This is a genomic window from Halomonas sp. hl-4 (assembly GCF_900215475.1).
In the GTDB taxonomy this organism is placed as follows: Bacteria; Pseudomonadota; Gammaproteobacteria; order Pseudomonadales; family Halomonadaceae; genus Vreelandella.
Genome location: NZ_LT907845.1, coordinates 1509114 through 1532490, shown reverse-complemented (window position 1 = coordinate 1532490; position 23377 = coordinate 1509114). Strand labels below are relative to the sequence as shown.

Annotated in this window: 22 protein-coding genes and 1 riboswitch; of the genes, 13 read left to right on the top strand and 9 right to left on the bottom strand. The window is 55.5% G+C overall.

The features are described from left to right. Nucleotides 1–70: 70 nt before the first annotated feature. A complete protein-coding gene (locus CPH17_RS07395) occupies nucleotides 71–1120 on the bottom strand; it encodes an SPFH domain-containing protein (protein WP_074397151.1) in 1050 nt (349 codons plus the stop codon). Nucleotides 1121–1122: 2 nt separating this feature from the next. Continuing rightward, nucleotides 1123–1614 carry an NfeD family protein gene (locus tag CPH17_RS07390; protein WP_096298867.1) on the bottom strand — a complete coding sequence of 164 codons (492 nt, stop codon included), beginning with the start codon at nucleotides 1612–1614 and terminating at the stop codon, nucleotides 1123–1125. A 124-nt stretch (nucleotides 1615–1738) separates the two neighbouring features. Here CPH17_RS07390 and copM point away from each other — a divergent pair, with 124 nt between their 5' ends. After that, nucleotides 1739–2170, top strand: a complete 432-nt coding sequence (gene copM / locus CPH17_RS07385; RefSeq protein ID WP_197668815.1) for a CopM family metallochaperone — start codon at nucleotides 1739–1741, stop codon at nucleotides 2168–2170. A gap of 182 nt (nucleotides 2171–2352) precedes the next feature. On the opposite strand, the gene CPH17_RS07380 is transcribed toward copM, so the two are convergent. From CPH17_RS07380 to CPH17_RS07370, 3 genes are read right to left on the bottom strand one after another with little or no spacing between them, the layout of a single operon-like run. After that, complete coding sequence (locus CPH17_RS07380) at nucleotides 2353–2925, bottom strand: LemA family protein (RefSeq protein WP_074397149.1); 573 nt, start codon at nucleotides 2923–2925, stop codon at nucleotides 2353–2355. 30 nt (nucleotides 2926–2955) lie between these two features. Further along, nucleotides 2956–4098 carry a hypothetical protein gene (locus CPH17_RS07375; RefSeq protein WP_074397148.1) on the bottom strand — a complete coding sequence of 381 codons (1143 nt, stop codon included), beginning with the start codon at nucleotides 4096–4098 and terminating at the stop codon, nucleotides 2956–2958. A gap of 13 nt (nucleotides 4099–4111) precedes the next feature. Next, nucleotides 4112–4294 (bottom strand): hypothetical protein, encoded by a 183-nt coding sequence (locus CPH17_RS07370; RefSeq protein WP_074397147.1) that lies wholly within the window; start codon nucleotides 4292–4294, stop codon nucleotides 4112–4114. Between the two features lie 312 nt (nucleotides 4295–4606). Between CPH17_RS07370 and CPH17_RS07365 the strand changes: the two genes are divergently transcribed. Further along, the gene (locus tag CPH17_RS07365; RefSeq protein ID WP_074397146.1) at nucleotides 4607–5323 is read left to right on the top strand and encodes a trimeric intracellular cation channel family protein; all 717 of its coding nucleotides are present in this window, start codon (nucleotides 4607–4609) and stop codon (nucleotides 5321–5323) included. Here CPH17_RS07365 and CPH17_RS07360 read toward each other — a convergent pair. After that, nucleotides 5320–8274, bottom strand: a complete 2955-nt coding sequence (locus CPH17_RS07360) for a hypothetical protein (RefSeq protein WP_074397145.1) — start codon at nucleotides 8272–8274, stop codon at nucleotides 5320–5322. The two genes, CPH17_RS07365 and CPH17_RS07360, sit on opposite strands and share 4 nt — an antisense overlap. A gap of 107 nt (nucleotides 8275–8381) precedes the next feature. On the opposite strand from CPH17_RS07360, the gene CPH17_RS07355 reads away from it, so the two are divergent. From CPH17_RS07355 to CPH17_RS07335, 5 genes are all read left to right on the top strand, one after another. Continuing rightward, the gene (locus CPH17_RS07355; protein WP_074398535.1) at nucleotides 8382–9095 is read left to right on the top strand and encodes a DUF3581 family protein; all 714 of its coding nucleotides are present in this window, start codon (nucleotides 8382–8384) and stop codon (nucleotides 9093–9095) included. 127 nt (nucleotides 9096–9222) lie between these two features. Next, nucleotides 9223–10206 (top strand): TRAP transporter substrate-binding protein, encoded by a 984-nt coding sequence (locus tag CPH17_RS07350; RefSeq protein WP_074397144.1) that lies wholly within the window; start codon nucleotides 9223–9225, stop codon nucleotides 10204–10206. A gap of 49 nt (nucleotides 10207–10255) precedes the next feature. After that, nucleotides 10256–10819 (top strand): TRAP transporter small permease, encoded by a 564-nt coding sequence (locus tag CPH17_RS07345; protein WP_096298865.1) that lies wholly within the window; start codon nucleotides 10256–10258, stop codon nucleotides 10817–10819. Continuing rightward, nucleotides 10816–12081, top strand: coding sequence for a TRAP transporter large permease (locus CPH17_RS07340; RefSeq protein ID WP_074397142.1), 1266 nt, complete (start codon nucleotides 10816–10818; stop codon nucleotides 12079–12081). The genes CPH17_RS07345 and CPH17_RS07340 overlap by 4 nt, the downstream gene beginning before the upstream one ends. A 181-nt stretch (nucleotides 12082–12262) precedes the next feature. Next, nucleotides 12263–13762: a CoA-acylating methylmalonate-semialdehyde dehydrogenase gene (locus CPH17_RS07335; protein WP_096298863.1), complete on the top strand. Its 1500-nt coding sequence runs from the start codon at nucleotides 12263–12265 to the stop codon at nucleotides 13760–13762. Nucleotides 13763–13836: 74 nt separating this feature from the next. On the opposite strand, the gene CPH17_RS07330 is transcribed toward CPH17_RS07335, so the two are convergent. Beyond that, nucleotides 13837–14529 (bottom strand): hypothetical protein, encoded by a 693-nt coding sequence (locus CPH17_RS07330; RefSeq protein WP_074397140.1) that lies wholly within the window; start codon nucleotides 14527–14529, stop codon nucleotides 13837–13839. Between the two features lie 213 nt (nucleotides 14530–14742). Beyond that, a riboswitch (TPP riboswitch) is annotated at nucleotides 14743–14845 on the top strand. On the opposite strand from CPH17_RS07330, the gene CPH17_RS07325 reads away from it, so the two are divergent. The 3 genes from CPH17_RS07325 to CPH17_RS07315 all read left to right on the top strand — a co-directional run bounded on the left by CPH17_RS07325 (nucleotide 14835) and on the right by CPH17_RS07315 (nucleotide 18686). Next, nucleotides 14835–16229: a sodium:solute symporter family transporter gene (locus CPH17_RS07325; RefSeq protein ID WP_096298861.1), complete on the top strand. Its 1395-nt coding sequence runs from the start codon at nucleotides 14835–14837 to the stop codon at nucleotides 16227–16229. It overlaps the preceding riboswitch by 11 nt. A 47-nt stretch (nucleotides 16230–16276) precedes the next feature. Beyond that, nucleotides 16277–17692 (top strand): diguanylate cyclase domain-containing protein, encoded by a 1416-nt coding sequence (locus CPH17_RS07320; protein ID WP_096298859.1) that lies wholly within the window; start codon nucleotides 16277–16279, stop codon nucleotides 17690–17692. Nucleotides 17693–17717: 25 nt separating this feature from the next. Next, nucleotides 17718–18686: a magnesium transporter CorA family protein gene (locus CPH17_RS07315; RefSeq protein WP_096298857.1), complete on the top strand. Its 969-nt coding sequence runs from the start codon at nucleotides 17718–17720 to the stop codon at nucleotides 18684–18686. Here the strand turns inward: CPH17_RS07315 and CPH17_RS07310 are convergent. Beyond that, nucleotides 18660–19847 carry an MFS transporter gene (locus CPH17_RS07310; RefSeq protein WP_096298855.1) on the bottom strand — a complete coding sequence of 396 codons (1188 nt, stop codon included), beginning with the start codon at nucleotides 19845–19847 and terminating at the stop codon, nucleotides 18660–18662. The genes CPH17_RS07315 and CPH17_RS07310 overlap by 27 nt on opposite strands. A 120-nt stretch (nucleotides 19848–19967) precedes the next feature. Between CPH17_RS07310 and CPH17_RS07305 the strand changes: the two genes are divergently transcribed. Beyond that, nucleotides 19968–21137 carry a zinc-binding dehydrogenase gene (locus tag CPH17_RS07305; RefSeq protein ID WP_096298853.1) on the top strand — a complete coding sequence of 390 codons (1170 nt, stop codon included), beginning with the start codon at nucleotides 19968–19970 and terminating at the stop codon, nucleotides 21135–21137. Nucleotides 21138–21155: 18 nt separating this feature from the next. Beyond that, on the top strand, nucleotides 21156–22229 hold the full coding sequence (locus CPH17_RS07300) for a proline racemase family protein (protein ID WP_096298851.1): 1074 nt from the start codon (nucleotides 21156–21158) through the stop codon (nucleotides 22227–22229). Here the strand turns inward: CPH17_RS07300 and CPH17_RS07295 are convergent. Continuing rightward, complete coding sequence (locus CPH17_RS07295) at nucleotides 22190–22408, bottom strand: DUF1289 domain-containing protein (protein WP_096298849.1); 219 nt, start codon at nucleotides 22406–22408, stop codon at nucleotides 22190–22192. The two genes, CPH17_RS07300 and CPH17_RS07295, sit on opposite strands and share 40 nt — an antisense overlap. Before the next feature lie 133 nt (nucleotides 22409–22541). Here CPH17_RS07295 and CPH17_RS07290 point away from each other — a divergent pair, with 133 nt between their 5' ends. After that, the gene (locus tag CPH17_RS07290; RefSeq protein WP_096298847.1) at nucleotides 22542–23153 is read left to right on the top strand and encodes a flavin reductase family protein; all 612 of its coding nucleotides are present in this window, start codon (nucleotides 22542–22544) and stop codon (nucleotides 23151–23153) included. Nucleotides 23154–23377: the final 224 nt, after the last annotated feature.

The window sequence follows — 23377 nt, the reverse complement described above, 5'->3', positions numbered from 1 at the left end:
CTTAATTAGGTGGTGCGGTTTTTTAAGCATTTAGCGCGTAACTTTGCGCCTATGCCCACCATGCTTACTGTTAGCTGGCGGCACCGCCAACGATCCCGCTTTGGAAGCCGCTTTCGCGACTGCCGTTGCGGTTTTTAAGGTGGTTGGCCACGGTGTCTTCCGGTGAGCCTGCCATTTCGCGGAACATGCCCATGGAGCCAAGCAGCGCAGACGATTCGTAGGGCACGAAAACCCGCTCTCCATCTTTCGCCATATTGGGCAGGCCTTTGATGTAGCTTTGGCCGAGCAGATAACCCACCACGGTGCGCTTGTTCTCTTCGCTGTCGCCAATCGCGCTGAGCACCAGCTTGATAGATTCCTGTTCGCCCTGGGCACGCAGAATCGCCGACTCTTTATCGCCTTCGGCGTTCAGGATAGATGATTCCCGCTGGCCCTGGGCCATAGCGATAGCGGCGGATTTCTCGCCTTCCGCCTCGGTAACAGTGGCACGCCGCTTACGCTCGGCGGCCATTTGTAGGCGCATGGCGGACTCGACCTCATCCGGCATGGCGATATCCTGTACTTCAACGCGGGAGATTTTGACGCCCCACTTGGAGGCAGGCTCTTCCATGGCCGCTTGGATCTCATTGTTGACTTCCGCGCGGGACTCAAACAGCTTATCCAGCTCCATCTTGCCGACCACCGAACGTAGCGTGGTCTTGGCCAATACTTCCACGGCTTGGCTCATGTTCTCGACTTCATACACCGCGCGCTTGGGATCGATGATTTGATAGTAGAGCGCGCCATTGATGCGCACCGTGACGTTATCGGTAGTCACCACCGGCTGACCGGGGAAGTCCATCACCGTTTCACGGCGGTCGATACGGATTTCGTCGGTGGTGATCGCAGTATAGTCCTCGCCCATCTTGCGGTAACGCAGCATGGTGATGGCGCGTGGTTGTTCGATAAACGGAATGATTATATTGATGCCGCTTTCCAGCACGCGATGAAACGAGCCAAGGCGTTCAATCACCATGACCTCTGATTGACGAACGATCACCAGACCTTTCGAAATGATTAATATGCCGATGACGACAATAATCAGGCTTATCAGTAAGCCTGGGCTAATGGGTAAATCCATTTTCATAACTCCTTGCGTTGGGAAACATCATCCTGACGAGCGGTGTCGGTGGGTGCGAGACTGACGAGGGCTGTTGTGCCGTCAAAGCGTTTAAACAGCACGGAGGTGCCTTGCGGTAGGTCGGTGTCACCGCTTTCTAATACTCGCAACCGATAAAAATCACCGTTGACCTTGATACCGGTAGCGTTATCGAAGTCGCGTTTCAATGTGGTGTAGTGGTTGCCTTTCTCAACGCCGGTGCCGGTGGTGCCGTAGGCCACGCCCTTGGGTGAAAAGTGCGGGCGAATGACCATTACCCCCAAGGGGACCAGCACACCGGAAAATACCCCCATGCTGACCAACTGCCAGGGTAGTGTCAGGCCAAGCGCCGTTACCGCTGCCGTGAACGCGGCGGCAACCCCCAAGGCAAGCAGCAACATCGCCCCAGAGGTTAACTCCGCCAAACTCAGCAGTAGGGCAATGACTAGCCAGCTATACGCCGGATTCCAATCCATGGGTACTCCTCTGCAGTACGTAAGTGATGATGCGCTTAGGGTAACTCACTTGGCGCGTCTTGACCTGTGGGCTGCCAGTAGGTTTTAAACTTTAATTTCCTGTATTGCTAATAGGATCATTGTTATGCCGTTTTATGGTATCAACAAACAAGCACCTGCTTTCCGGTCACTCCTCACATTGAAAATGGCTGTAAACGTGTGTGCTGTGGCAGGAGTGCTGGTAGCGCCGTATGTCATTGCCCAGGAAAATGATCACCATGGCCGCCACGGCGAGCACAGTGCTGCTGAACAGCACGGTGATAACCCTGCCGTAGCCGCCTACCAAGCCGCCAGTGATCGTATGCATGAAGATATGGCAATGGCGCTGACTGGCAATCCTGATGTGGATTTTGCACAAGGCATGATTCCCCATCACGAAGGCGCGATTGCCATGGCTGAAATTGTACTGGAGTACGGCGAAGACGACGAAATTCGTCAATTAGCAGAAGAGATTATTGCCGCCCAGGAGGATGAAATCGCCTTCTTGAAAGAATGGTTGGCCAGAAAAAAGGATTGATATAGGAGCTACCTAAACCCCTGTCTTAAAATTCAGCAGACTAGTCGATAGGTTGGAGCCGAATATATCTACTGTTGGCGGATTAATGATCCGGCTTTAACAATATTGCTGGCCATTTGTCCATGCTGGTTAGATAGGTGGGGGCTGAAGTGGTTCGTACCATGTCTGTTGCAGCCCTTTTTTTATAGGTTGGGGCGGTACTCAAAGGAAGCGGAAGCCTCGTTATCAAAAAATACCTGAATGCGTTGTTTACGCGGAGCAATGGTATTGACCATATTGTTTGGAAAGGCGTCTATTCGCGAATTGAAAGAGGCTACTTGAGCGTTAAAGATACGCAAAGCTGCTGCTAGATTATCTTCTAGTTCAGAGAGTTCGCGCATATAGCCGCGAACGACTTCGCTGGCTTGGAGCTCGGGATAGTTCTCCACGGTAAAACGCAGCCCACGCATCAACTCCGCTCCTTCGCGTTGTGCATCCTGAAGTGCAGCACTATCAATTTCATTCGGTACACTCCGGTTGAAGAGTCCGTCAAGGTTCTCGCGCATGCGAGTCAAGCGCTCCTGAGTCTCTTGCTCGTACTCTTGGTAGTCTTTGACCTGTTCAAGTAAAGCGGGCAGGGTGCGGAGGATCTGGCGCTCTTGAACCAGTACACCTGCCCACCCTTGCTCGACGCGATTGAAGGCATACATAATACGGTTGTAACTTATGATAGCGCCGAAGAGTAGCGCGGCCGCGATGACAATTATTACTTCCACTTAAATGCTCCTAAGAAATTAAAGTCAGCCTTATTGGCCAGTAGTTGTTGCAGCGACATCTGCTCTATTCACGTTTTGGGTGTGGTGGCCACTGAAGTTGTCGTCGAGATAACGGCGAATTTCAGCGATGCCCGCAAGCAGGGCTTCAGGTCCCTTGGTAATTTGGGGGGCTTTCAATTTTGATATTATTTGGTCATACATCTCAGGTGACCAGGCAGGCGGGTTTTCTCCTCCAACAATATAACTGAAATCGGTGTTAACTCTGTGCGTGACGTGTCCGTTTTGTCCAGTAACTTGGTTGGACTCCCCTGTATTCTCCAGTGCTAAATCAAACAGGTCCGGTCCTGTCCAGGTAATGAACAGATCGTGGTCGGCAGTAACTTGCACATTCATGTCTTTGTACTGCTTGGCCATCTCCACCAGCACTTCCATGACACGGGGTTTAAGAAAGCGTGCCAGCGCCATGTCATCCCCCTCACGTATTGTTAGTTGGTGTGCGAACTCTGGCGAAACGGCATACTCCATGGGGTGTTGCCAATTCTTGCTCTCCCGGGCATTCCAAATGTCCAGTGGTCCATGAGTGAATAGGTTGCACCAGACACCGTTGCGAGCGAAGTGGCGACGATTATCCTCGTTGCCCGTGGACCAATTGAAGCGATAGATGTGGTAATCGAAGCTGCCAACCTCGCTCCTGCCTTGCTTGCAGTAAGACAGTCGACCATTCTTCTTGCTCGTTCGCGAGAAATCCGATACATCAAGCTTGAGTTGCTGCAGTAATTCGCCTGTATCACCAAGATAGGGGGTAAAGCCGCTGTCGATATCGCAATCCTTTGCAAAAAGGCAGTAGCGGAAATGCCTGAGTAGAGCGGCTAATAAAATAAATCCGCCACCTATAAAGATCGAAATAAAAGTTGTTAGAAGGGTAATAGCAGTATAGGGGTGATCTTCTCCAAGCTTGAAGCTTAATCCAAAACAAATCGCAGCGATGGTAAACATGACCATGGCTGCACCGTTAGTATTAAATTGTAACTGGACGCTTTGGTAGCGAGCGCGCTCGACAATAGCAACCAAGTCGTTGGTCGAATGGGCTTGCTCGATATTCGGGCGTTCGCGTTTCATAAAATGATAAGCACGTATTAGTTCAACTATTATATTCGTTTGACTGTTATTCATGATTGCCTGCTATTTATCTTTTGTTGAGCAAAATGCTCGAAAATGAGGTTGTTAAAGGGGGCGCCTGGGGCTGCTCGCCGACGTGGTTCACTTCAATCGCCTGCCAATCGCGATTGAGGCTGCCGTTGCGGCTGGCCAGGTTCAGCGTCAGTTCAAAGGGTTGGGAGAGCGCTTCGCGGTGGGCGAAGTCGATCACCGCGATATCCTCGTAGCCTCAGGGTGAATTGCAGGCCTGTCTTATACGACCCCATCCTGTCAGACATAATCCCGCTCCCTGGATCGTCAACTGATAATAAAAGCGATCAGAGTAGCGAGACGCGGTGGCAGGGCAACCCCTTCACTGCACAAAGAGTTAATATCTTACAAACCGTGTCGGCAATCTCTTACAAAATGGGTGTTAGCTGATTAAAAAATGATCAGTTTGCGCGGGGGAGAGGGGCGGTAATGGTACGCTACTCGACGTCGGGGAAGGGTCAATAAACCATTGATGGTGGAAGGGGGGAGACGCGTGTCGGGTATTGTGTACTGGTTGGATATGACGGGAGTGATCGTCTTTGCGCTGTCGGGGGTTATCTTGGCATGCCGTTCGCGTATGGACCCGTTTGGCATGCTGGTGTTGGCTGCCGTTACAGGGATTGGTGGAGGCACGCTGCGCGATTTGGTGTTGGGGGTTCGGCCGGTATTTTGGGTGGCCGACCCAACGTACCTGTGGGTGATTTTTGCCACCGTGGGTGTCGCGCTGGTGGGATTTCACTATATCCACAGGCTTTCACGGGGCTTTTTGCCGATTGCCGATGCGTTTGGCTTGGCGTTATTTACCGTGATTGGCGCCCATAAAGCGCTGCTTTTGGGCACATCCGGCGTTGTGGCGGTGCTAATGGGCATGATCACCGGTGTAGCTGGTGGCATGATCCGCGATGTACTGGCCCAGCGAGTTCCCATGGTGCTGCGCGAAGAAATTTACGCCACGGCGGCCATGGCCGGGGGGATCGTCTACGTGGCGCTACATGCCTTGCAAGCGCCGCTCACCTTGGCGATTGCCGCCTCGTTAACGGTGACGCTAGGGTTGCGAATTGCGGCGATTCATTGGCAGCTTGCGTTGCCGGTGTTTGCCTGGGTGACGCTACCCCCGAAAACCTCCGATGATGCGGCCGCGCCACTTTCGACGCCGCAAAAAGCCAAAGAGCGGGTCAGGATGATTCGCCATGAGCGCAAGCGGCGCTAACGATGGGCTTCTCGCCAGCGATCGAACCATCGTCTGGGTTGTAAGACTTTCAGATCGGGTTCGCTGTCGATGAGCTCAACGCCTAAGCCCATCGCGCCAAGGTGGGTATATAGCGCGCCATTGGCACGTTTCTGGGCCAGGGTGACATCGGCAAGCAGCAGAAGCGGCCCTCCGGTAAGCGTTAGGTCGTGGAGGCGAATCCGCTCGCCGTCGATGTGCAACTGGGCGTTACCGTTGATGTCGTGCACGTTCAATAGCCTACCCAGCCAGCTGCTATCTCGGGCACGGGCTAGAAACAGCCGAGCCAGTAAGCCGGTATCGCGCATACCAAGGCGTAGTTGGCTGGTGAGGTTGATAGGGTTGCGCCACTCAAGCTGCGCCTCATCCAAGTCTAGTTGTACCCACCAGCCTGCATCCTGAGCGCCTTCTTCGCTCTGTCGAAACACATTTTCAAGACGCAGAAAGGAGTCGTTGGCATTAAAGCGCCGCGTGTCCAAGTCACCCTCGGTGAGATGAAGATGCAGTTCAACATCTCCCTTGAGGCGCTGGTCAAGCAGCGCTAACTCGGCGCCAAAAGCGCGCAGGTTGACCTCGCCTTGAGCGGTCAGTCCCTCCAGCAGCCACTCGCTGGTCAGGCTTGCTTTGCCCCCTAGCAGACGAATACCTGCTTCTTCAGGTAGGTAGCGGTTATAACGGGTAAAGTCAGGAATTTCTGTAATGGGCAGCGCGATACGGGTGGTGAAGTAGGCAGGCACCGGCGATTCCAGTACCTTGCTAAACCGATCAGTTTGAGTCGTAAGGGCAAAGTGACGACCTTCTAGATGTGGCTGATCGTCGTCCTGGCGCATCAGTGTAAAGTGTGGAATACCCAACGAAAGCTGGGCGTGATCAGCAATATCCAGTTGAGCCGTCAGCTCGCCGCGCCCCGTGGCGAGATAGTCTAAAAAACCGACTTCCAGCTGGTTGGCGTTGACCCGAAGGCGGGTCGGTGCCAGCAGGCGATCATCATGGAATGCACCTTGAGCGAATAGCTGGCCGTTGCCCGAAAGCCTTAACCCGTGGGCGTCGGGCAGGAAAGCATTCAAAAAGCCCAGCTGCTGTACGCTGCCCTCCATGGAAAACTCACCGCTGACGCGATTTGCGTCATTGCTTTCGTCACGCTCAAAACGCCCTTCATTGAGTACCAGGATGCTCTGTAGCTGTTCGGTGGGGGCGCCAGTGTCGGCCACTTGCCAACGTAAGCGGGACCCGCTGATATCCAGCGCGGTGCCGTCGAGCGCCGCCTGACGGATCGCCAAGGAAAGCTGAGCATCGCTTTTAAGCGTGCCATGCTGGTTGCTGTGCTGCCAGCGAGTGGTTAGCTGCTCCCCCGCTAAATAGATCTCGCCGCGCATCTGTTGCGTGGTGAAATCAAGCTGGCCGGTGCTGGTGGCTTGGCCATTGAGCAGTTGTAGTGGAGCGGGGGCGGGTAATGCCGCGCCTAAATAAGGTTGTAGTACGCTGATGTTGGGCAGGCGAGCGGATTGCCACGCTAGCCGACCGGTAGCATTTTCTCGCGCTTGCGCGGGGTCAAGCGGGCTGCGCGCAAGGAGGGTTATCGCGGCATCTGCCAGCAGTGTGTTCTGATAATGGTGAAGGGTCGCCTCTGTCAACGCTAGCGTGGCGTCGATGGTGTCCTCCGGGGATAGCTGTGCCGTCAGCGAGCCGCTACCTTGGGCGGTAAAATCAAGCAGCTCTGCGGCCAGTTCGGGGGCTTTAATGGCCAGTGAGGCACGGTGAGGCTGGGCGTCGCGCAGCGTCACGCTGGCGGCAATTTTCCCGTTCCCGGAAAGGCGAACGCCCTGACCGTCCAAGGTGTCTGCCAGGTAACGGTCGAGCATATCCAGGCGGGTTACCTCGCCCTCTATTTCAAGTGTGGCGCCCGTGGGTAGGTCTAACTGGTCTAAGCGCCGATTGGGCATGTGGGTCGCTAGGCGCAGTTGGGTGTCCTTGGCGTAAGGGTGAGTGTCGGCTAGCACCACATCGTTTAACTGGGTGGCAAAGGTAAGCTCATCATCGTCTGCTGCCAGTCTCACGCGCCCTTCACCGACGGCTGAGTGGAGTGGTGGAGGTGCGTGAGGGAGTATCCAACGCGGGGAGTCGCTTCCAAGGGGGTTGAGGCGTTGTTCATCCACTGATAAACGTAGCGCCGGAGCCGTCAGTGTTAGCAGACTGCCGTGTTTTAGCTTGCCTGCGTTAAGCGAAAGCTCGCCCGTTAACGCGCCGTTGCCCTCGAGTGTGAGCCAGGGTAATGCTGTTAAGTAGGGCATGAAGACGTCCCAGGCGTCGGCCTGGGCATCGATCGTCAACTGTGCTGAAAGGCCGCTAAGCAGCTGGGAGATAAGCGCATCGCGTGAGAAGTGCGCGGTGTTCACGCTTTCCAACGTGGCGTCAGCACCTAACTGGATATCGCGCGCCAAGGTGGCCTGGTCGGCTAGACGTACCAGGCGCCCCTGGCGAATATCCAGCGAAAAATGAGGCACCGCTAATGTATCGCGGCTGAGTTGGGTATCCATTACCTGCAACTGGCCTTCGGCTTCCAGCGCAATATCGCCTACGGTCAGGCGGCGAAGGCCGTGCGCGTCTAGCGCTTTTATATGCAACTCGCCGCGCAGCAGGTCTAATAATGACAGCGATAGGGTGGCTCGCTGGGCCTCAATCGCTACCGGCAGCTTATCGTCTTCACGCGCAAGGTAGAGGTTCTCGACCTCCCAGCGCCCAGGGTGCAGGCTTGTGGCATTCGACCAACGCACCTCGACGCCTTCGATCTTTGAAAGCTGCTGCGGCAGCCACTGGCTATTAAGCAGCCATGCGCTCCCGAGTATCCATATGAGGGCCACAGTCAAAGCGCTTAACAGAGTGATAAGCAGGACCCGGAGTAAACGCTTTGATCTATGACGCTGGTTCGGCATACGGCTTCCTTGCAGATGACTCCTGCTGGTCGATGTTTTATGGCATTATGCGCGACGTAAGCCCGCAATTGACTTTTGATTTCAACGCTAAGCAGACAACCAACGCCATGTTTAAGGAATTTTACACGCAGCGCGGAGAGTATGTGGTTATCTCCGCCGAACAGGCCAGCCGCTTCGCCAAAGGCGTCGCGGGTGACTACAACCCGATTCATAACCCTGATGCGCGGCGTTTTTGTGTGCCAGGAGATCTCCTCTTTGCACTGGTGTTGGCAAAATTTGGTCTTTCCCGGCATATGGAGTTTCGTTTCACCAACATGGTGGGCGCCGATACGCCACTGGTGTTTAGCGAAGCGGATAATGGCGAGCTACAGGTATGCGATGAAGGTGGTAAATGCTATTTGCAGGTTACGCGGCGGGGTGAGTGGACCTACGATGCCTCGGTGATAGAAGCCTTTGCCCGCTGTTATGTGGCGTTTTCGGGCAAGAACTTTCCTCACTACCTCAAGCCGCTGATGGAAGAGCACGGGGTGATGTTCAACCCTAAGCGCCCGCTGGTCATTTACGACAGTATGGGATTCTCGCTTGAGCGACTAGACGCTGTATCGCCGGGGTTAACGCTTAGCCACTCGTCATTGGATGTACAAGGCAAACGCGCCGATGCGCTACTTGAATTTGCCATTGAGTCAGCGGGTGAGCCAGTCGGGACAGGCTCTAAAAAACTGGTGGTCAGCGGGCTATGCTCCTACGACGCAGATGAGATGGCGGCGATTGTGGATGAGTTTTATCGACTTAAAGCTGCCTATCTGGCGTCTGTTAACTAAGCTTGCAAACCGAGATGCGACGTTGGTGGCGATAGCTGCCCTCAACGCTTAGTGTAGGGTATTCTTAGCCTCATTCATCATAATGCGGTCCTGCGAAAGAGGCCGCGCGAATTATAAGAGGCGATTTATGAATCACTGCAAACGGTTGACCCTTGCGATTACCGCCACCGCGCTGGCGGTAACATCGTTCAATGCCCAGGCGCGTGATTTTCGTTTAGGGCTGATTACCCCCGCCCAGCACCTGTGGTCGACCGAAGCAGAAGCCTTTGCCGAAACACTTAATGAACGCTCCGACGGCGAGCATAGCGTGTCGGTTTTTCCTGCCCAGCAGTTGGGTAATGAAGCGCAGATGGTCCAGCAGTTGCAAAGCGGCGCGTTGGACATGGCCTTTCTGACCATCGCCGAAATCTCCAACCGGATTCCCGATTTCGGCGCGCTTTATGCGCCTTACCTGGTCGATGATGTCAATCATGCCGCTCGGTTGTTGCGTTCAGACACCGCCGGGGAATTGCTTGACCTAATGCCGGAAGGTGTCGGCTTGGTGGGCGTGGGCTACGGTATGGTCGGCATGCGTCAGGTGCTCAGCCGCGATCCCATCGAGAGCGTTGACGATCTGGAAGGCCAGCGTTTGCGGATTACGCCGTTTGAGCCAATTCGTGATTTCTATACCGCCACCGGAGCGGCGCCGGCGCCGATGCCGCTGCTCGAAGTCTACGATGCCCTGGCCAACGGTCAGGTGGATGCCATCGATATGGACTTCGACTCCATCCTGATTCTCAAATTCTACGAGCAGGCCGAAAACCTGTTGATTTCCAACCACATGATGTTCCCCATGGTGGGTGTGGTATCCGGGCGCGTATGGCGGGAGCTATCCGAAGAAGATCGTGAGTTGATCGATACCGCCATGGCCGAGCACTTGGAAAATGTGCTGGTGGGGTTTGAAGAGAAGGATGCCGCCCAGGAAGAAGAGATTCGCGAGCTGGATATCAATATTGTTGAGGCGGACGCTGAGTTTTTCTCCGACGCGATTGCTGAATGGGAAGATATCTGGGCGCCCAAAGCCCCCATGCTTGAAACCCTGCGCGAAGAAGCCGACCGCCTGCGTGAGTAAACCGCTGCTAAGCTAACAACTCGATCACCGACAAGAGTCATCAATCATCATGCTGCAACGCCTTTCCTCGGGGCTTGCCCGCTGTGAAGAGACCGCCGCCGCCGCCCTAGCCGCGGCGGTAACGTGTTTAATCCTGGTCAATATCGCCTTTCGTGTGCTGGGTAACCCGCTTTATTGGATAAGCGAGTTATCCATTTATGCGATGATCTGGATGACCTTCTTGATTGCAGGGGCGGTGTTTAAGCGCCGCCAGGGAGTTGCGGTAACGCTATTAAGCGACTTGTTGCCGCGCAATGGGCGTAAATTGATCGGCCTCTGGGTGGATGTGATGGTGCTGGTGTTTGCCGTGCTGCTGGTTTGGCTATGCTGGCGCTGGTACCAGCCCTTGGCGCTTGCCCAAGCGGGGTTTGATATCGGTGCGTTTCAGGGGCAAACGTTCAACTTCATCTATGCCGAAAATACGTCGACGCTAGGCGTGAAAAAATTCTGGGCATGGCTGATTGTGCCGTGGTTTGCGCTGTCGCTTAGCCTGCATGGATTGGCTAATCTTGCCCAGTCGATTACCCAGTGGCGTAACCCTGCCGAAGAACCTTCCGCCGAGACATTGCTATGACGCTTGGAGTGTTTTTACTGTTACTCCTCGGCGCCGTGCCGATTGCCTTGGTGCTGGCGCTGACGGCCATGGTGTATATCTATGTGTCGGGCAACACGGTGCTGTTCGACTCCTATCCGCAGCAATTATTTAGCGCCATCGACAGCTACGGTCTGCTGGCGATCCCGCTGTTTATGTTGGCAGGGGAGTTGATGAACGAAGGCGGACTCACCAAACGCTTGATTGCCCTGGCGCGTATCTTGGTGGGCGGCTTCCGGGGCGGTCTTGCTTACATTAACCTAGTAGCCAACATGATGATGGCGGCGATTATTGGTTCTGCCGCTTCGCAAATCGCCATTATGTCCCGCGCCATGGTGCCCGCCATGGAGGAAGAAGGCTACGACACCCCTTACAGTGCCGCGATTACCGCGGCGGGCGGTTTGCTGTCGCCGATTATCCCGCCCTCAATGCTATTTGTGCTGTTCGGCGTGATGGCCCAGGTGCCCATCGCCGAGATGTTTATTGCCGGATTGCTTCCTGGGTTATTGCTGGGCGCGAGTTTCTTTATTGTGATTGCGCTGGTAGGGCTTGTGCAGCAATACCCCAAAGGGCAGTGGCCCAGTCGCCAACAGGCCTTGCACGACGCACTTTGGGGGCTGCCCGCGCTGTTGATTCCGGTGATTATCATCGGCGGTATTTTATGGGGGATTGCTACCCCCACCGAGTCAGCGGCGCTGGCCTCCTTGGCGGCGTTAATCATGGGGCGTTTCGTGTACGGCGGCCTGGCTCTTGACCAAATGCCCCAGGTGCTAAAGCGTACGGCGATTAACGCGGGACTGGTGATTATACTGATTGCAGCGGCGGGGGTGTTTGGCTGGGTGGTGGTTTATGAACGACTGCCGCAGATGGCCGCTGCATGGATTGCGGCCCTAACCCACGACCCGTTTGTCTTTTTGCTATTAGTTATCGGTGCACTGCTGTTGGTGGGAATGGTGATTGACGGTATCGCCGCGTTGATTCTAGTGGTGCCCATTCTAATGCCCATTGCAGAAAACCAGTTCGCTATCAGCCCTTATCAATTTGGCGTTGTGGTCTGCTTAACGCTGGTGATGGGGCTGTTAACCCCGCCCGTTGGGGCGGGGCTGTTTATTGCCTCTTCGATGACTGGCGCGCCGCCACTAAAAATCTTCCGCGCACTGCTGCCGTTTTTGCTGGCGACATTAGTAACGCTGGTGCTGTTGGCGTGGCTGCCGTGGCTAACCAACGGGTTAATTAACCGTTAATCTTCGGCAATGAAAGGTGTGGTCACACGCTATTACGCAGGTGGATGTCCGCGCAGTATGGCCATTGGCATGGCAAGGTGGAAAGGCTAATTGACGCCGCGCGATAGTTTCTGTTTACTCAAGGCATGTGAAATTGACGTTTACGTTAACTTGCCAACGCAATGACAACAGGAGCTATGCTATGTCCGTTCGCGAAATCCCCATGTATATCGATGGTCAGCCGGTCACCTCTCAAAGCCAGGAGTGGCGCGATGTGGTGAATCCGGCCACCCAGGAAGTTGTGGCCCGTGTGCCTTTCTGCACTGCCGAGGAAGTCGAGCGTGCCGTCGCCAGCGCCAAAACGGCGTTCAAAGAGTGGCGTAAAGTGCCACTGGGCAAACGCATGCGCATCATGCTCAAGCTGCAGGCGCTGATTCGCGAGCACACGCCCGAACTGGCGGCGCTGATTACCGAGGAGCACGGCAAAACCCTGCCGGACGCCGAAGGCGAGGTTGGGCGCGGGCTAGAGGTGGTTGAACACGCCTGCTCAATCACGTCGCTACAGCTTGGTGAGTTGGCTGAAAACGCTGCTAACGAAGTCGATGTGTATACCATGCACCAGCCACTGGGCGTCGGGGCGGGCATTACTGCGTTTAACTTCCCGATTATGCTGCCCTGCTTTATGTTCCCGCTGGCGATTGCTACCGGCAATACCTTTGTACTGAAGCCCTCTGAGCAGGACCCAAGCTCGACCATGCGCCTGGTTGAGCTTGCTCATGAAGCGGGTATTCCAGCAGGCGTATTAAACGTGGTCCATGGTGGCCCTGAGGTGGCCAATCAGATTGCCGATCACCAGGATATCAAGGCGTTGTCGTTCATCGGTTCGACCCATGTAGGCTCGCTGCTTTACAACCGCGCTGCCGCGGCGGGTAAACGCATGCAGGCGATGATGGGCGCTAAGAACCATTGCGTGGTGATGCCTGATGCCAACCGCAGCCAGGCGATTGATAGCCTGCTGGGCTCTGCTTTTGGTGCCGCCGGGCAGCGCTGTATGGCCAACTCAGTGGTGGTATTGGTGGGTGAAGCCCGCGAATGGCTGAATGACATTGTCGATGGTGCCCGCAGTATGAAAGTTGGCCCCGGTACCCAGCGCGATGCGGATTTGGGGCCGCTGGTATCTCCCCAAGCCAAAGAGCGGGTCGAGCGGTTAATTACCGCAGGAGAAAAAGAAGGCGCCAAGTTAATGGTCGACGGTCGAGGCTGTTCTGTGGACGGCTATCCGCAGGGTAATTTCGTAGGGCCGACACTGTTTGCCGACGTGACCGCAGAGATGACCGTCTACCGCGAGGAAATCTTTGGGCCAGTGCTCTGCGTGGTGAGCGTGGAAACCCTGGACGACGCCATCGCGTTCATCAACGCCAACCCCAACGGCAACGGTACCTCAATCTTTACCAACTCCGGCTGGGTCGCGCGGCGCTTTGAAACCGATATCGACGTAGGGCAAATTGGTATTAACGTGCCGATTCCCGTGCCGGTCGCCTATTTCAGCTTTACCGGCTCGCGTGGGTCGAAGTTGGGTGACCTGGGGCCGAACGGCAAGCAGGCGATTGCCTTCTGGACACAAACTAAAACCGTGACCGCACGCTGGTTCGAACCGGAGAATGTCTCCAGCGGTATTAACAGCACGATTTCACTTAGCTAACGTCACTTGCCTCCTTCCCCTCTGCTTTAGCTGAGGGGAAGGAGGCAGTGTGAGTCTTAAACCTCAGGCAACGGCTAAAAATCGTGAAACAACGGCAGGCTTTCTTCCAGCAGTTGCTCAATGGGATCAAGCTGACTTTCGTGCAGAACCAGTAATGACGGCTCTTCGATAAAGTGCTTGCCAGTCGGCACCAATAGCGCAAACTCTCCCTCTTCAAGATGAAACTCGTGAATCTCGCGCAGTCCATAAGGTGTGTAGCATTGCGCGCAGCGATACGCTTCGTCCTCGCCGTATACTAAACGGTGGTACATTTTAAACAGCGTATAGAGTGCTAAACCGCCTTCGAAGGCGGGCCAGCGCGCTGGAATCGTGCGCGTCTCTTCGTTTAATGTTTGGCCATCCGCCTCAGCATTGGCGATCGCATCGCTAAGCGGGGACGCCAGCAGGGCGTCGTTATCGGTGGGAAATGCAGCGTTAGTTTTGGAGGCTTGCTGAAAGTCGTTTACCACGCGTTTGAAGTCGGCGACGTTATGAATGGCATAGTCCACATGCTGTAAATCCTCCGGCTCGAAGCTGCCGTTTTCCCAGCCATGAATGACGCGTAGCGTCATCAAGCCGCGCGCCATGGGGCGTGCCAACAGCAAATACAGCATAATGTGAAGGTGTAGCTGTCGTTCGTCGGTATCGTTTTCAAACGCCTTGTAAGGGTCTGCAAACAGTTCGTGTAGCCTGCCCGGCGTATGTTCCTTGGCTTCTGTGTAGCGCATAAACGTTTCCCTTCTCTAGCGAACCGTTTCGCGATTGGCGCACGGTCTTTATCATGTTATTGGGTTACTTACTGAGTATGGCGAGCGGTTGTCAAGATTGAAAGACCTTGTGACGTGAAACGCCGTTTGCCTGCGCGTTATGGCATACTCATGGTGCTTTACGCTGACGCGTTTATCGTTGAGGATAGCGTCCGTTTAGATAATTCTTTCACTTATTGTCGCCAGGGGAGCCCCCAAGGGCTGAGAGTGCGCTTAGCGCTTACCCTGGAACCTGATCCGGATCATACCGGCGGAGGAAGTGCGACATGCCGTACCTAACATCAGCCGTGCTAGCCGCGGCACTCGGTGGTTTTATCCTGCTTGGTCTGCGCGCGCGCTGGGCCGATGGCACGGTCGATGACTATATCACGGCACGTAATTCACAGTCCGGGGCATCTCTTGGGCTGTCGTTTCTCGCGTCCGGCATGGGGGCGTGGATTCTGTTTGCGCCGCCGGAAATCGGTGCGTTTGTGGGGCCTGTGGCGCTGACCGGTTATGCCCTCGGTTCGGCGCTGCCGTTTATCGTATTAGGCCTTTATGGACCCGCTATTCGCCGGGCGTTGCCGGAAGGCAGAAGCATCGCTGAGTTCGCCCAGGCATGCTTTGGTACAAACGTGCGGCGCTGGGTTTCGCTGGTCTCAGTGGCCTATATGGCCTGCTTTTTAGCCGCAGAGCTGACGGCCATTGGCGCGATTACCGCTTTGCTTTCCGATGTGCCGCCCGCCCTGGTGGTACTTGGCGTTGCCTTGAGTACGCTTGCCTATACCGTGCTCGGAGGACTGCGGGCAAGCCTTGCCACCGATCGCTGGCAAGCTTGGCTGCTGGTCGCTTTGTTGCTTATCGTCAGCAGCGTGGCGTACACACACCTGCCCGATATGCCCACGATGTCGTCGATGCCGAAGGTGCCGTTAAGCGACGCGCTGAGCGTGGCGCTAACATTGGTGATCGCCGTCACCGCAGCCAATCTGTTTCACCAGGGTTACTGGCAGCGGGTATGGGCCGCGCAGGATTCACAAAGCCTTGGTCGTGGTGCGTGGTTGGGTGGCGGTATGACCATCGCCGTAGTGATGGTGATTGGCGGCTTGGGGATGCTTGCCGCGATCAGCGGGGTTGAGTTGGGTGATCCGCCGATGCCGTTTTTCGCTTTACTGGGTAACGCACCCTCTTGGCTTGCACTATTGGCTCTCGTGCTAGCGGTGACGCTGGTGGCATCGAGCGTGGATACTCTGCAAAATGCGATTGCCTCGTTGTTGGTGTCTCAGCATCAGCAGCAGGGCAGATCACTAACCACCGCCCGTTGGCTGACCGTTGCCTTGATGGTGCCGGTGGTTATCATCGCACTACAAGGGCTCTCGGTACTGCGGCTGTTTTTAGTCGCCGACCTACTGTGCGCCGCGATTGTCGTGCCGGTACTGCTGGGGCTATGGCAGCGTATGACAACTGCCGCCGCTATCGGCGGCGGCATCGCTGGATTATTAGGCGCCGTTTTACCCGGCTGGGTCACGACCAGTAGCTTGGAAGCAGGGCTGCTAGCTGCCACTTTCCCCAATGGCATTCCTACGCTTGGGCCTTTTTTGGGGGCGCTATTGGCTTCCTCATTGGTAAGCGTCAGTTGGGCAAAGTTGGCCGGTAACCGTGCGCCTTGGGCAAAGCATGGCTGATCACGTTATGATGGTAGGCTACCGTCTACCATCATGGGTGACAGTTAATGAACTTCCCTATTCTGCCCGATGAAGAGGCTCGTCTGGCAGCCCTTTACGAATTGGCGCTGCTGGATACGCCGGAAGAACCCGCGTTTGATCGGGTGACGCGGCTGGTTACCCAGTTACTGAATGTGCCTACCTCGACCGTCACGCTGATTGACGCGAAACGCCAATGGATTAAATCGCGGGTAGGAACAGAACTTAGTGAAACCTCCCGCGACGTGGCATTTTGCGCTTACACGATTGCGGAAACCGCACCGCTGGTGGTTGAAGATGCCCGTGAAGACCCGCGCTTTGCTGATAACCCGCTGGTGACGCAAGCCGATGGCGTACGTTTTTACGCGGGCATCCCGCTACGTACGTCAAAGGGGCTGGCACTAGGATCGCTGTGTGCCGTGGATACCCGGCCGCGACGACTTAGCGAAGCCCAGCTCGACGCCTTGAAAGACCTGGGGGCGATTGTTACCGACGAAATCCACCTGCGCGAACGGTTCTTATTTGAAAAGCACCGCCGGGAGGCGTCGCAGGCCTCGCTTGAAGCACTGCACCTTGATCTCGAAAACCAGATTGAACGACGCACTCGAGAGCTGAATCTGGTGATCGAGTCGGCCTATGATGCCTACGTCAGTATTGATGACAACGATATTGTTTTAGATTGGAATAGCGCCGCAGCGACGATGTTTGGTTGGTCGCGTAAAGAAGCGTTGGCGCGGCCTATTCAGCAGCTGGTCTTTCCTGACGGGGTGCCTGAAGGCGATCATAAAACGCCCGTTACCTATTACGCCGCCTGTCGTGACGGAAGCCCATTACCGGTAGAAATACGCATCAAGGCGCTCGATATTGATGGGAAAAGTCTTCGCAGCTTGTTTCTGCACGATGTCACCGAACGCCTTCAATTGGAGCGCTTGCGCGACCAGCAGGCTCGCGAAGATGTCTTAACCCTGCTGCCCAATCGGCGCGCGCTGGATGAGCGGTTGCCAGAGGCCATGGCGCGTACCCGACGCCAGCAAACCGCGCTTGCTGTGTTGTTTATGGATTTGGATGGTTTTAAAGCCGTTAATGACCTCCACGGCCATAGCGCTGGTGACGGGCTGCTACGTGAGGTTGCCAAGCGCCTCACCGAGGGTGTGCGTGAGACCGACTATGTGGCTCGCTGGGCAGGGGATGAATTTGTTGTATTGCTGGAAAGCGTCGCGTCCGAGGCGGCCGAACGGATTGCCCGGCAGCTCGTCGAAACAATAGAAAAGCCCATTCGACTGGCGGATGTCGAGGTGGACGTTAGCGCCAGTATTGGTGTCGCGCTCTACAAGCCCGGTGTAGATGAAACGGCCCAGGAACTGCTCAAGCGCGCTGATGTGGCGATGTATAACGCCAAGCATAATGGCAAAGCACAGGTCTGCATGGCCGACGCGCCCGCGTAACCCTATTCAAATGCCAAGGACGGACATGATTCGTACACTGTTAACCACTCCCGAGGGGGATATACACGAAGGTGGTGAACCGCTTATCGAGCTATGGCGGCAAACGCCGGGTAGCCATATTTGGGTGGACATGCAAGGTGAAAGTCAAGCCAGTGAGCGGCGCCTTTTAGAAGGCTTCGAATGCCATCCAATGGCCATCCAAGATGCTCACAAAGAGCGCCATCCACCGAAAATCGAAGAATTCGAGCACCACACGCTGATCATTTATCGCGGCATCTCGTCGTTTGATGCCCAGTTGAACTTCGTCCCCCAGCAAGTGTGTTTTTTTATCGGTGAACGCTTCCTGTTGACCCTGCATCCAGGGGAGGCATTAAGCATTGAGCGCTTGTTTAACGAACAAGGGCGCGCACTGCTGGCGCATTCGCCCGAGCATGTGGCGCTCAGGGTGATGTACTTGTCGGCCGGGTTTTATATCGACAGCCTGCTGGAATTTGAAGTTGAACTCAGCGACCTGGAAGATGAGTTGCTGGAAAACGGTAACGATGTGCTGATGCGTAAAATCATCGCCTACCGGTCGCGGTTGGTAAAAATGCGCCGAATCTTCAGCTATCACAAAGGCATCACCCAAGAGCTAACCGCCTACGACTACGCTCATCTACCCCGCGAAGAGAGCGAAACCCGACACGCGATTACTGATGTAGAAGAACGCTTTGAGCGGCTTTATACCCTAACGCAAATGTACTATGACATTTGCGGCGACTTGGTGAATGGCTACATTTCAATTTCATCACACCAGCTCAATATCACCATGCGGGTGCTCACGGTGATTACCGCCATCTTTGTGCCGCTCACGTTTATTGTCGGCGTCTACGGCATGAATTTCGAATATATTCCGGAGCTTGGCTATCGCTACGGCTATTTCTTTGTTTGGGGCGTAATGCTGGGTATCGGCGGCATGCTGATCTGGCTATTCAAGCGCAAGCACTGGTTTTGAGGCTAACCAGCGCAAGCGCAGGGCCAACGCCAACAGGCCAATACTCAGTAGTAAAAGAAGCCCGCCTAGTAGCGGTGGAAAGGCCTGTGCGCCAAATCGATCCAATAGCGGGCCCGTGATTGAGGGGATAATCAGTGCGCCGAGGCTGGCTGCCATGAAAATGGCCCCCGTAGTGCGCCCGCGTATTTCCATTACATGGTTGCTCAGCGTAAATAAGGTGGGGAAAAACGCTGAAGCGGCTAGGCCGAACAATAGCGCGCCGACACCCAGTGGTAGCCATAGCGCATGCAAAGCGCCGGCGGTCGCCATACCTAACACTAAACCGCCGACCAGAAACGTCCAGGGGGAAGACCAGCGCAATAGGGGAATGGCCAGAAGTCGGCCCGCCGAGAGGGCAAGCCAGAATAGCGTAGCCAGCAAGGCGGCCTGCGCAGACGGTGACCCCGATAGTATGCCGTAGGCGGTAATCCATCCCGCAAAGGTGATTTCGAGACCCACATACAGCGCAAACAGCAGCATGAGTAGTCCCAGCAACAGCGGGTCACGGTGTTTGATGACGCGCGATGTACCGGGTTCATGATGAGCGTGTGGTTTCACAGGACTCGCGTATCGAGTAATAGGGACAATCACCATCAATAAACAGCTCGCGACGACCCAAAACGCCCACTGAAACTGTCCCGTTATCGCTAGTGCGATCATGATGACCAACGGGGTAAGCATATTGCCCACCCCAAAGCAGAAATGCAGTGCGCTAACGTTTGGCCCCGACGATTCTTTATGTAGCCACAACAGCAGCGTATTGCCCCCCGCGTTGAGCGACACCTCAGCAAAACCCAGCACCCCCAACATGGCGGTCAACAGCGCAAGCGATGGGCTAAAAGGTGTCAGTAACAGCCCTAGTACACCGACTAACGCCATACCGAATAGCACACGATGGCCGCTAACGTGGTCGATGAGTACACCGGTGATCAAGGCTCCGGCCATGTTTCCCAGGGCGCGAGCGGTAAACAGCACGGCAATCTGGCTCATGCTGGACTCGGTCATGGCGGCGAAATGAGGTAACGCAGGGCCAAGCAAGCCACCCATTAAGCCAATCGCCACAAAAAGTGCAAAGTAGCGCCAAGTGAGGTGGCGATGGTAGGGCGATGAAAAACGCAGCATGCACCATCCTTGGACGTCTTTTATTTATACTCAGCGTAGCCTGCTTGAGACGGCGCGAAAGTTTGATATGGTCGTAGTATGTTCATCATGCCTTTCTTTCATTACTAAAGGAGTCCGCAAATGGCTGACTCAGTTGCTAGCGTAACGCCGCCGACCATGGCGGCCATGCTGTTAACCGGGCACGGTGGTGTCGAGAAGCTTGAGTACCGCCAGGACGTGGCGACCCCTAAACCCCAGGCGGGCCAGGTGTTGGTGCAGGTTACCGCGACGGCAAAAAACAATACCGATCGCAAAGCCCGTGAAGGGTTGTACCCCACCAAAGATAAAGGCGATGTGACCTCATTTGCGATGGGCGGCGAGCCGACGCTGACGTTCCCGCGTATTCAAGGAGCCGATGTGGCTGGCCACATCGTGGCGGTAGGCGAGGGGGTTGACGCCTCGCGGATTGGTGAGCGGGGGCTTTTGGATTTTAATCTGTATGCCGATGATCGCCGCGATATCAACCTGACACCCGATTACTACGGCCATGGGGCAGATGGCGGCTATGCCGAGTACATCGCCGTGCCCTCGGATCAGTTTCATCACGTACCCAACACGGATCTACACGATGCTGAGCTTGCCGCCATGGGGATGTGCTCTTACCAAACGGCTTACCACATGATGACGTCCGCTAGCATAGCAGCTGGTGAGCGCGTGCTAGTCAGCGGTGCCAGCGGCGGTGTTGGCACCGCGCTGATTCAGCTGTGCCGCGTTGTGGGGGCGATTCCCTATGCCGTCAGCCAGCCCGATAAAGCCGATGCGCTACTCGCTTTGGGTGCCGAGGCGGTGATTGACCGGGGTGATCTGCCGACCTTTGTAGATCGCGTACTGGCGACAACGAATGGCCAGCCCATCGATGCAGTGATGGACCTGGTCGGCGGCGACATGACTAATTTGTTTATCGACACCATGATTGTCGATATGCAGCACCGTAAAAGCTATCCGCGACTCTCCATTGCTGGCGCCAGCGGCGGCAATCTCAGCGAAATGATGTGGACGCGCATTTACCTTTATCAGGTGCAGATCTTTGGCGTGTCCCACGGCACACGGGAAGAGGCCGAGCAACTGATCGCCTGGATTCGCAACGGCGATTTGAAGCCTGTTTTACACGCTGCGTTCAAGCTATCCGAATTACATGACGCCGAACGCTATTTTGTTAATCGCGATAGCAACTACCTAGGTAAAATTGTCATTGTTCCGGACAGCCAGTGGCAAACCCACGGTGTGCCGTTTGCCCTTAACGCACCTTAATCGCAAAGAGACCGGTGAATGAATACTCAGCACACCATTCAATTAATGGATACCCACGCGGGCGGCGATGTTAGCCGCATTGTGACCGGAGGCATTGACCACCTCCCCGGTGATAGCGTCCGCGAGCAAATGGAATACCTGCGCGACGATGCCGATGGCCTGCGTCGGCTCTTGCTCGAAGAGCCGTACGGCATTCCCGAAATGTCGGTGGATTTACTGGTGCCGCCCTGCGATCCGGAAGCGGCCGCTGGCTACATCATTATGGAGGTCATGGGGTACCCGATTTACTCTGGCTCCAACACCTTGTGTACCGCCACGGCCGTATTGGAAAGCGGTATTGTGCCCAAGCAGGAGGGCATTCAGCGCTTCAAACTCGAAGCGCCCGCCGGCCTGGTGCAGGTTGAGGCCAGGGTGCATAACGGCGTGGTGGAATCGGTGACTTGCGGCGGGCTGCCCAGTTACATCGACACCTACCGCGAGCAGATCCAGGTGCCGGGTATTGGCCCCGTGACCTATTCGGTCGCTTACAGCGGTGGCTTTTATGCGCTGGTGGATGCCGCTGAATTAGGCTTTAAGCTGACGCTGGAAGAGGAGACAGCACTAGCGCTTTGCGCGCATAAAATCGTTGAAGCGATTAAAGCGGAGCGCGGTTTTTCCCACTACACTCTGGGCGATGTCGGGCCGTTACCGTTTTTGCATTTCATGGGGCCGGAAGAACAGGTTGCTGAAGGCTACGTGCGTTCGCGTTCCACCACCTATGTGCATCCCGGCGTCATTTGCCGCAGTACCACGGGTACCGGCACTTCCGCGCGTCTGGCGCTGATGCATTACGAAGGACGGCTGAACCAGGGCGACAAGCTGGAAACCGTGTCGCTGCGCAACACCGGTTTTATCGGCACTTTCATTGATACCCACCAGGAAGGCGCGTATCAGGTAGTGGAAAATACGATTACTGGGCGCAGCTACGTGCTGGCGCATTCGAATATCGTGATTAACTGTGACGACCCGCTGGTTAACTGCGGCGAGCTGCATCACATCCTAAGCGACCGCCATCATCCCCCGCGAACTGAATTACCGGCTGAAACAACATAGCCCTCAGCCTCTATACGCTCCCACACCGGGGCCTTGTCGGCCTCGGTCATCTGACCCCAGCGGGCGATTTCATCCAGAGTGCGTCCGCAGCCCTCACATAGCGACCGGGAACGCTCGATACGGCACACCTGACGGCAGGGTGATAGCGGACGCTGAATACGGGGTGAAGTTACAGGCATCGTCACTCTCAGGCACAAGCAAGCAGTAGAAAAGGGAGCAGGATTAGCTTCTAAACGCCTAGCGTAACATGCCCCGCCCACCAGAGGGTGTGATAGCGTAATGGCTTCGTTCATGCGTTGATGAGGAAAGGCTATGCACTGTTTGCTCAATGAATCACCGCTGGAAGCGGGTATCTTGTATCGCCTGTTATCCGGCACGATTTGTCCGCGCCCGATCGCCTGGGTGGCTACCCAGGACCGTCAAGGCAACGCCAATCTCGCCCCATTTTCGTTCTTCAATGTGGTCAGCGTTGACCCCCCAGTATTGGGGTTCTCGCCGCTTCAGAACGGCCAAGGGCGCAGTAAAGACACCGTGCGTAACCTGGAAGAAAACCCTGAGTGCGTGGTGCACATCAGTAGTGAAGCGCTGATCGATGCGCTCAATACGACCAGCGCGAGCCTGTCGCCCGGTGAGGACGAGTTCATGCTTGCCGGGCTCGAAAAAGCCACCATGGCGGGGGTGTCGGTGCCACGTATTGCCAGTGCACCGGTGGCCTTCGGCTGCCGGTTGCGCGACATCATTCGCTTTGGCGACCAGCCCATGGCGGGCAACCTCGTGCTCGCTAACGTGATTTCCCTGCATCTTGATGATGCCATCTGGGATGGCCGCCACGTTAAGCTGGACGTGCTTACTCCCATCGGCCGACTGGCGGGCAGCGACTATATTCGCACAACTGACCGGTTCGCTTTGCAGCGCCCCAGCTAACCTACTCAGCAGTAGACCAACCGTCTGGTTACATACTTCGCTACAATGTTTACTTAGTAATTAAGGATAATTGTCCTTTAGTCCTATATTCTGCGGCCGATAGTACTGTTAGGCGCATTCCACGCTAATGTTTAGCGTGGTGAAAAAAAGACGCCATTGTGCTGATTTAAAAGGTTTTACATAAGCCATATTCGGCAATAAAGCGGGCAAGCAGATTAAGGAGG

What these genes read in the sequence shown, in the direction of transcription:
- CPH17_RS07355 (WP_074398535.1), top strand. Translation starts at nt 8,382, where the DNA reads ATGTTTAAGGAATTTTACACGCAGCGCGGAGAGTATGTGGTTATCTCC.
- CPH17_RS07295 (WP_096298849.1), bottom strand. Translation starts at nt 22,408, where the DNA reads ATGCCTGTAACTTCACCCCGTATTCAGCGTCCGCTATCACCCTGCCGT.
- CPH17_RS07330 (WP_074397140.1), bottom strand. Translation starts at nt 14,529, where the DNA reads ATGCGCTACACAGAAGCCAAGGAACATACGCCGGGCAGGCTACACGAA.
- CPH17_RS07375 (WP_074397148.1), bottom strand. Translation starts at nt 4,098, where the DNA reads ATGAATAACAGTCAAACGAATATAATAGTTGAACTAATACGTGCTTAT.
- CPH17_RS07325 (WP_096298861.1), top strand. Translation starts at nt 14,835, where the DNA reads ATGCCGTACCTAACATCAGCCGTGCTAGCCGCGGCACTCGGTGGTTTT.
- CPH17_RS07315 (WP_096298857.1), top strand. Translation starts at nt 17,718, where the DNA reads ATGATTCGTACACTGTTAACCACTCCCGAGGGGGATATACACGAAGGT.
- copM (WP_197668815.1), top strand. Translation starts at nt 1,739, where the DNA reads ATGCCGTTTTATGGTATCAACAAACAAGCACCTGCTTTCCGGTCACTC.
- CPH17_RS07320 (WP_096298859.1), top strand. Translation starts at nt 16,277, where the DNA reads ATGAACTTCCCTATTCTGCCCGATGAAGAGGCTCGTCTGGCAGCCCTT.
- CPH17_RS07305 (WP_096298853.1), top strand. Translation starts at nt 19,968, where the DNA reads ATGGCTGACTCAGTTGCTAGCGTAACGCCGCCGACCATGGCGGCCATG.
- CPH17_RS07350 (WP_074397144.1), top strand. Translation starts at nt 9,223, where the DNA reads ATGAATCACTGCAAACGGTTGACCCTTGCGATTACCGCCACCGCGCTG.
- CPH17_RS07395 (WP_074397151.1), bottom strand. Translation starts at nt 1,120, where the DNA reads ATGGATTTACCCATTAGCCCAGGCTTACTGATAAGCCTGATTATTGTC.
- CPH17_RS07290 (WP_096298847.1), top strand. Translation starts at nt 22,542, where the DNA reads ATGCACTGTTTGCTCAATGAATCACCGCTGGAAGCGGGTATCTTGTAT.
- CPH17_RS07360 (WP_074397145.1), bottom strand. Translation starts at nt 8,274, where the DNA reads ATGCCGAACCAGCGTCATAGATCAAAGCGTTTACTCCGGGTCCTGCTT.
- CPH17_RS07345 (WP_096298865.1), top strand. Translation starts at nt 10,256, where the DNA reads ATGCTGCAACGCCTTTCCTCGGGGCTTGCCCGCTGTGAAGAGACCGCC.
- CPH17_RS07335 (WP_096298863.1), top strand. Translation starts at nt 12,263, where the DNA reads ATGTCCGTTCGCGAAATCCCCATGTATATCGATGGTCAGCCGGTCACC.
- CPH17_RS07390 (WP_096298867.1), bottom strand. Translation starts at nt 1,614, where the DNA reads ATGGATTGGAATCCGGCGTATAGCTGGCTAGTCATTGCCCTACTGCTG.
- CPH17_RS07310 (WP_096298855.1), bottom strand. Translation starts at nt 19,847, where the DNA reads ATGCTGCGTTTTTCATCGCCCTACCATCGCCACCTCACTTGGCGCTAC.
- CPH17_RS07340 (WP_074397142.1), top strand. Translation starts at nt 10,816, where the DNA reads ATGACGCTTGGAGTGTTTTTACTGTTACTCCTCGGCGCCGTGCCGATT.
- CPH17_RS07300 (WP_096298851.1), top strand. Translation starts at nt 21,156, where the DNA reads ATGAATACTCAGCACACCATTCAATTAATGGATACCCACGCGGGCGGC.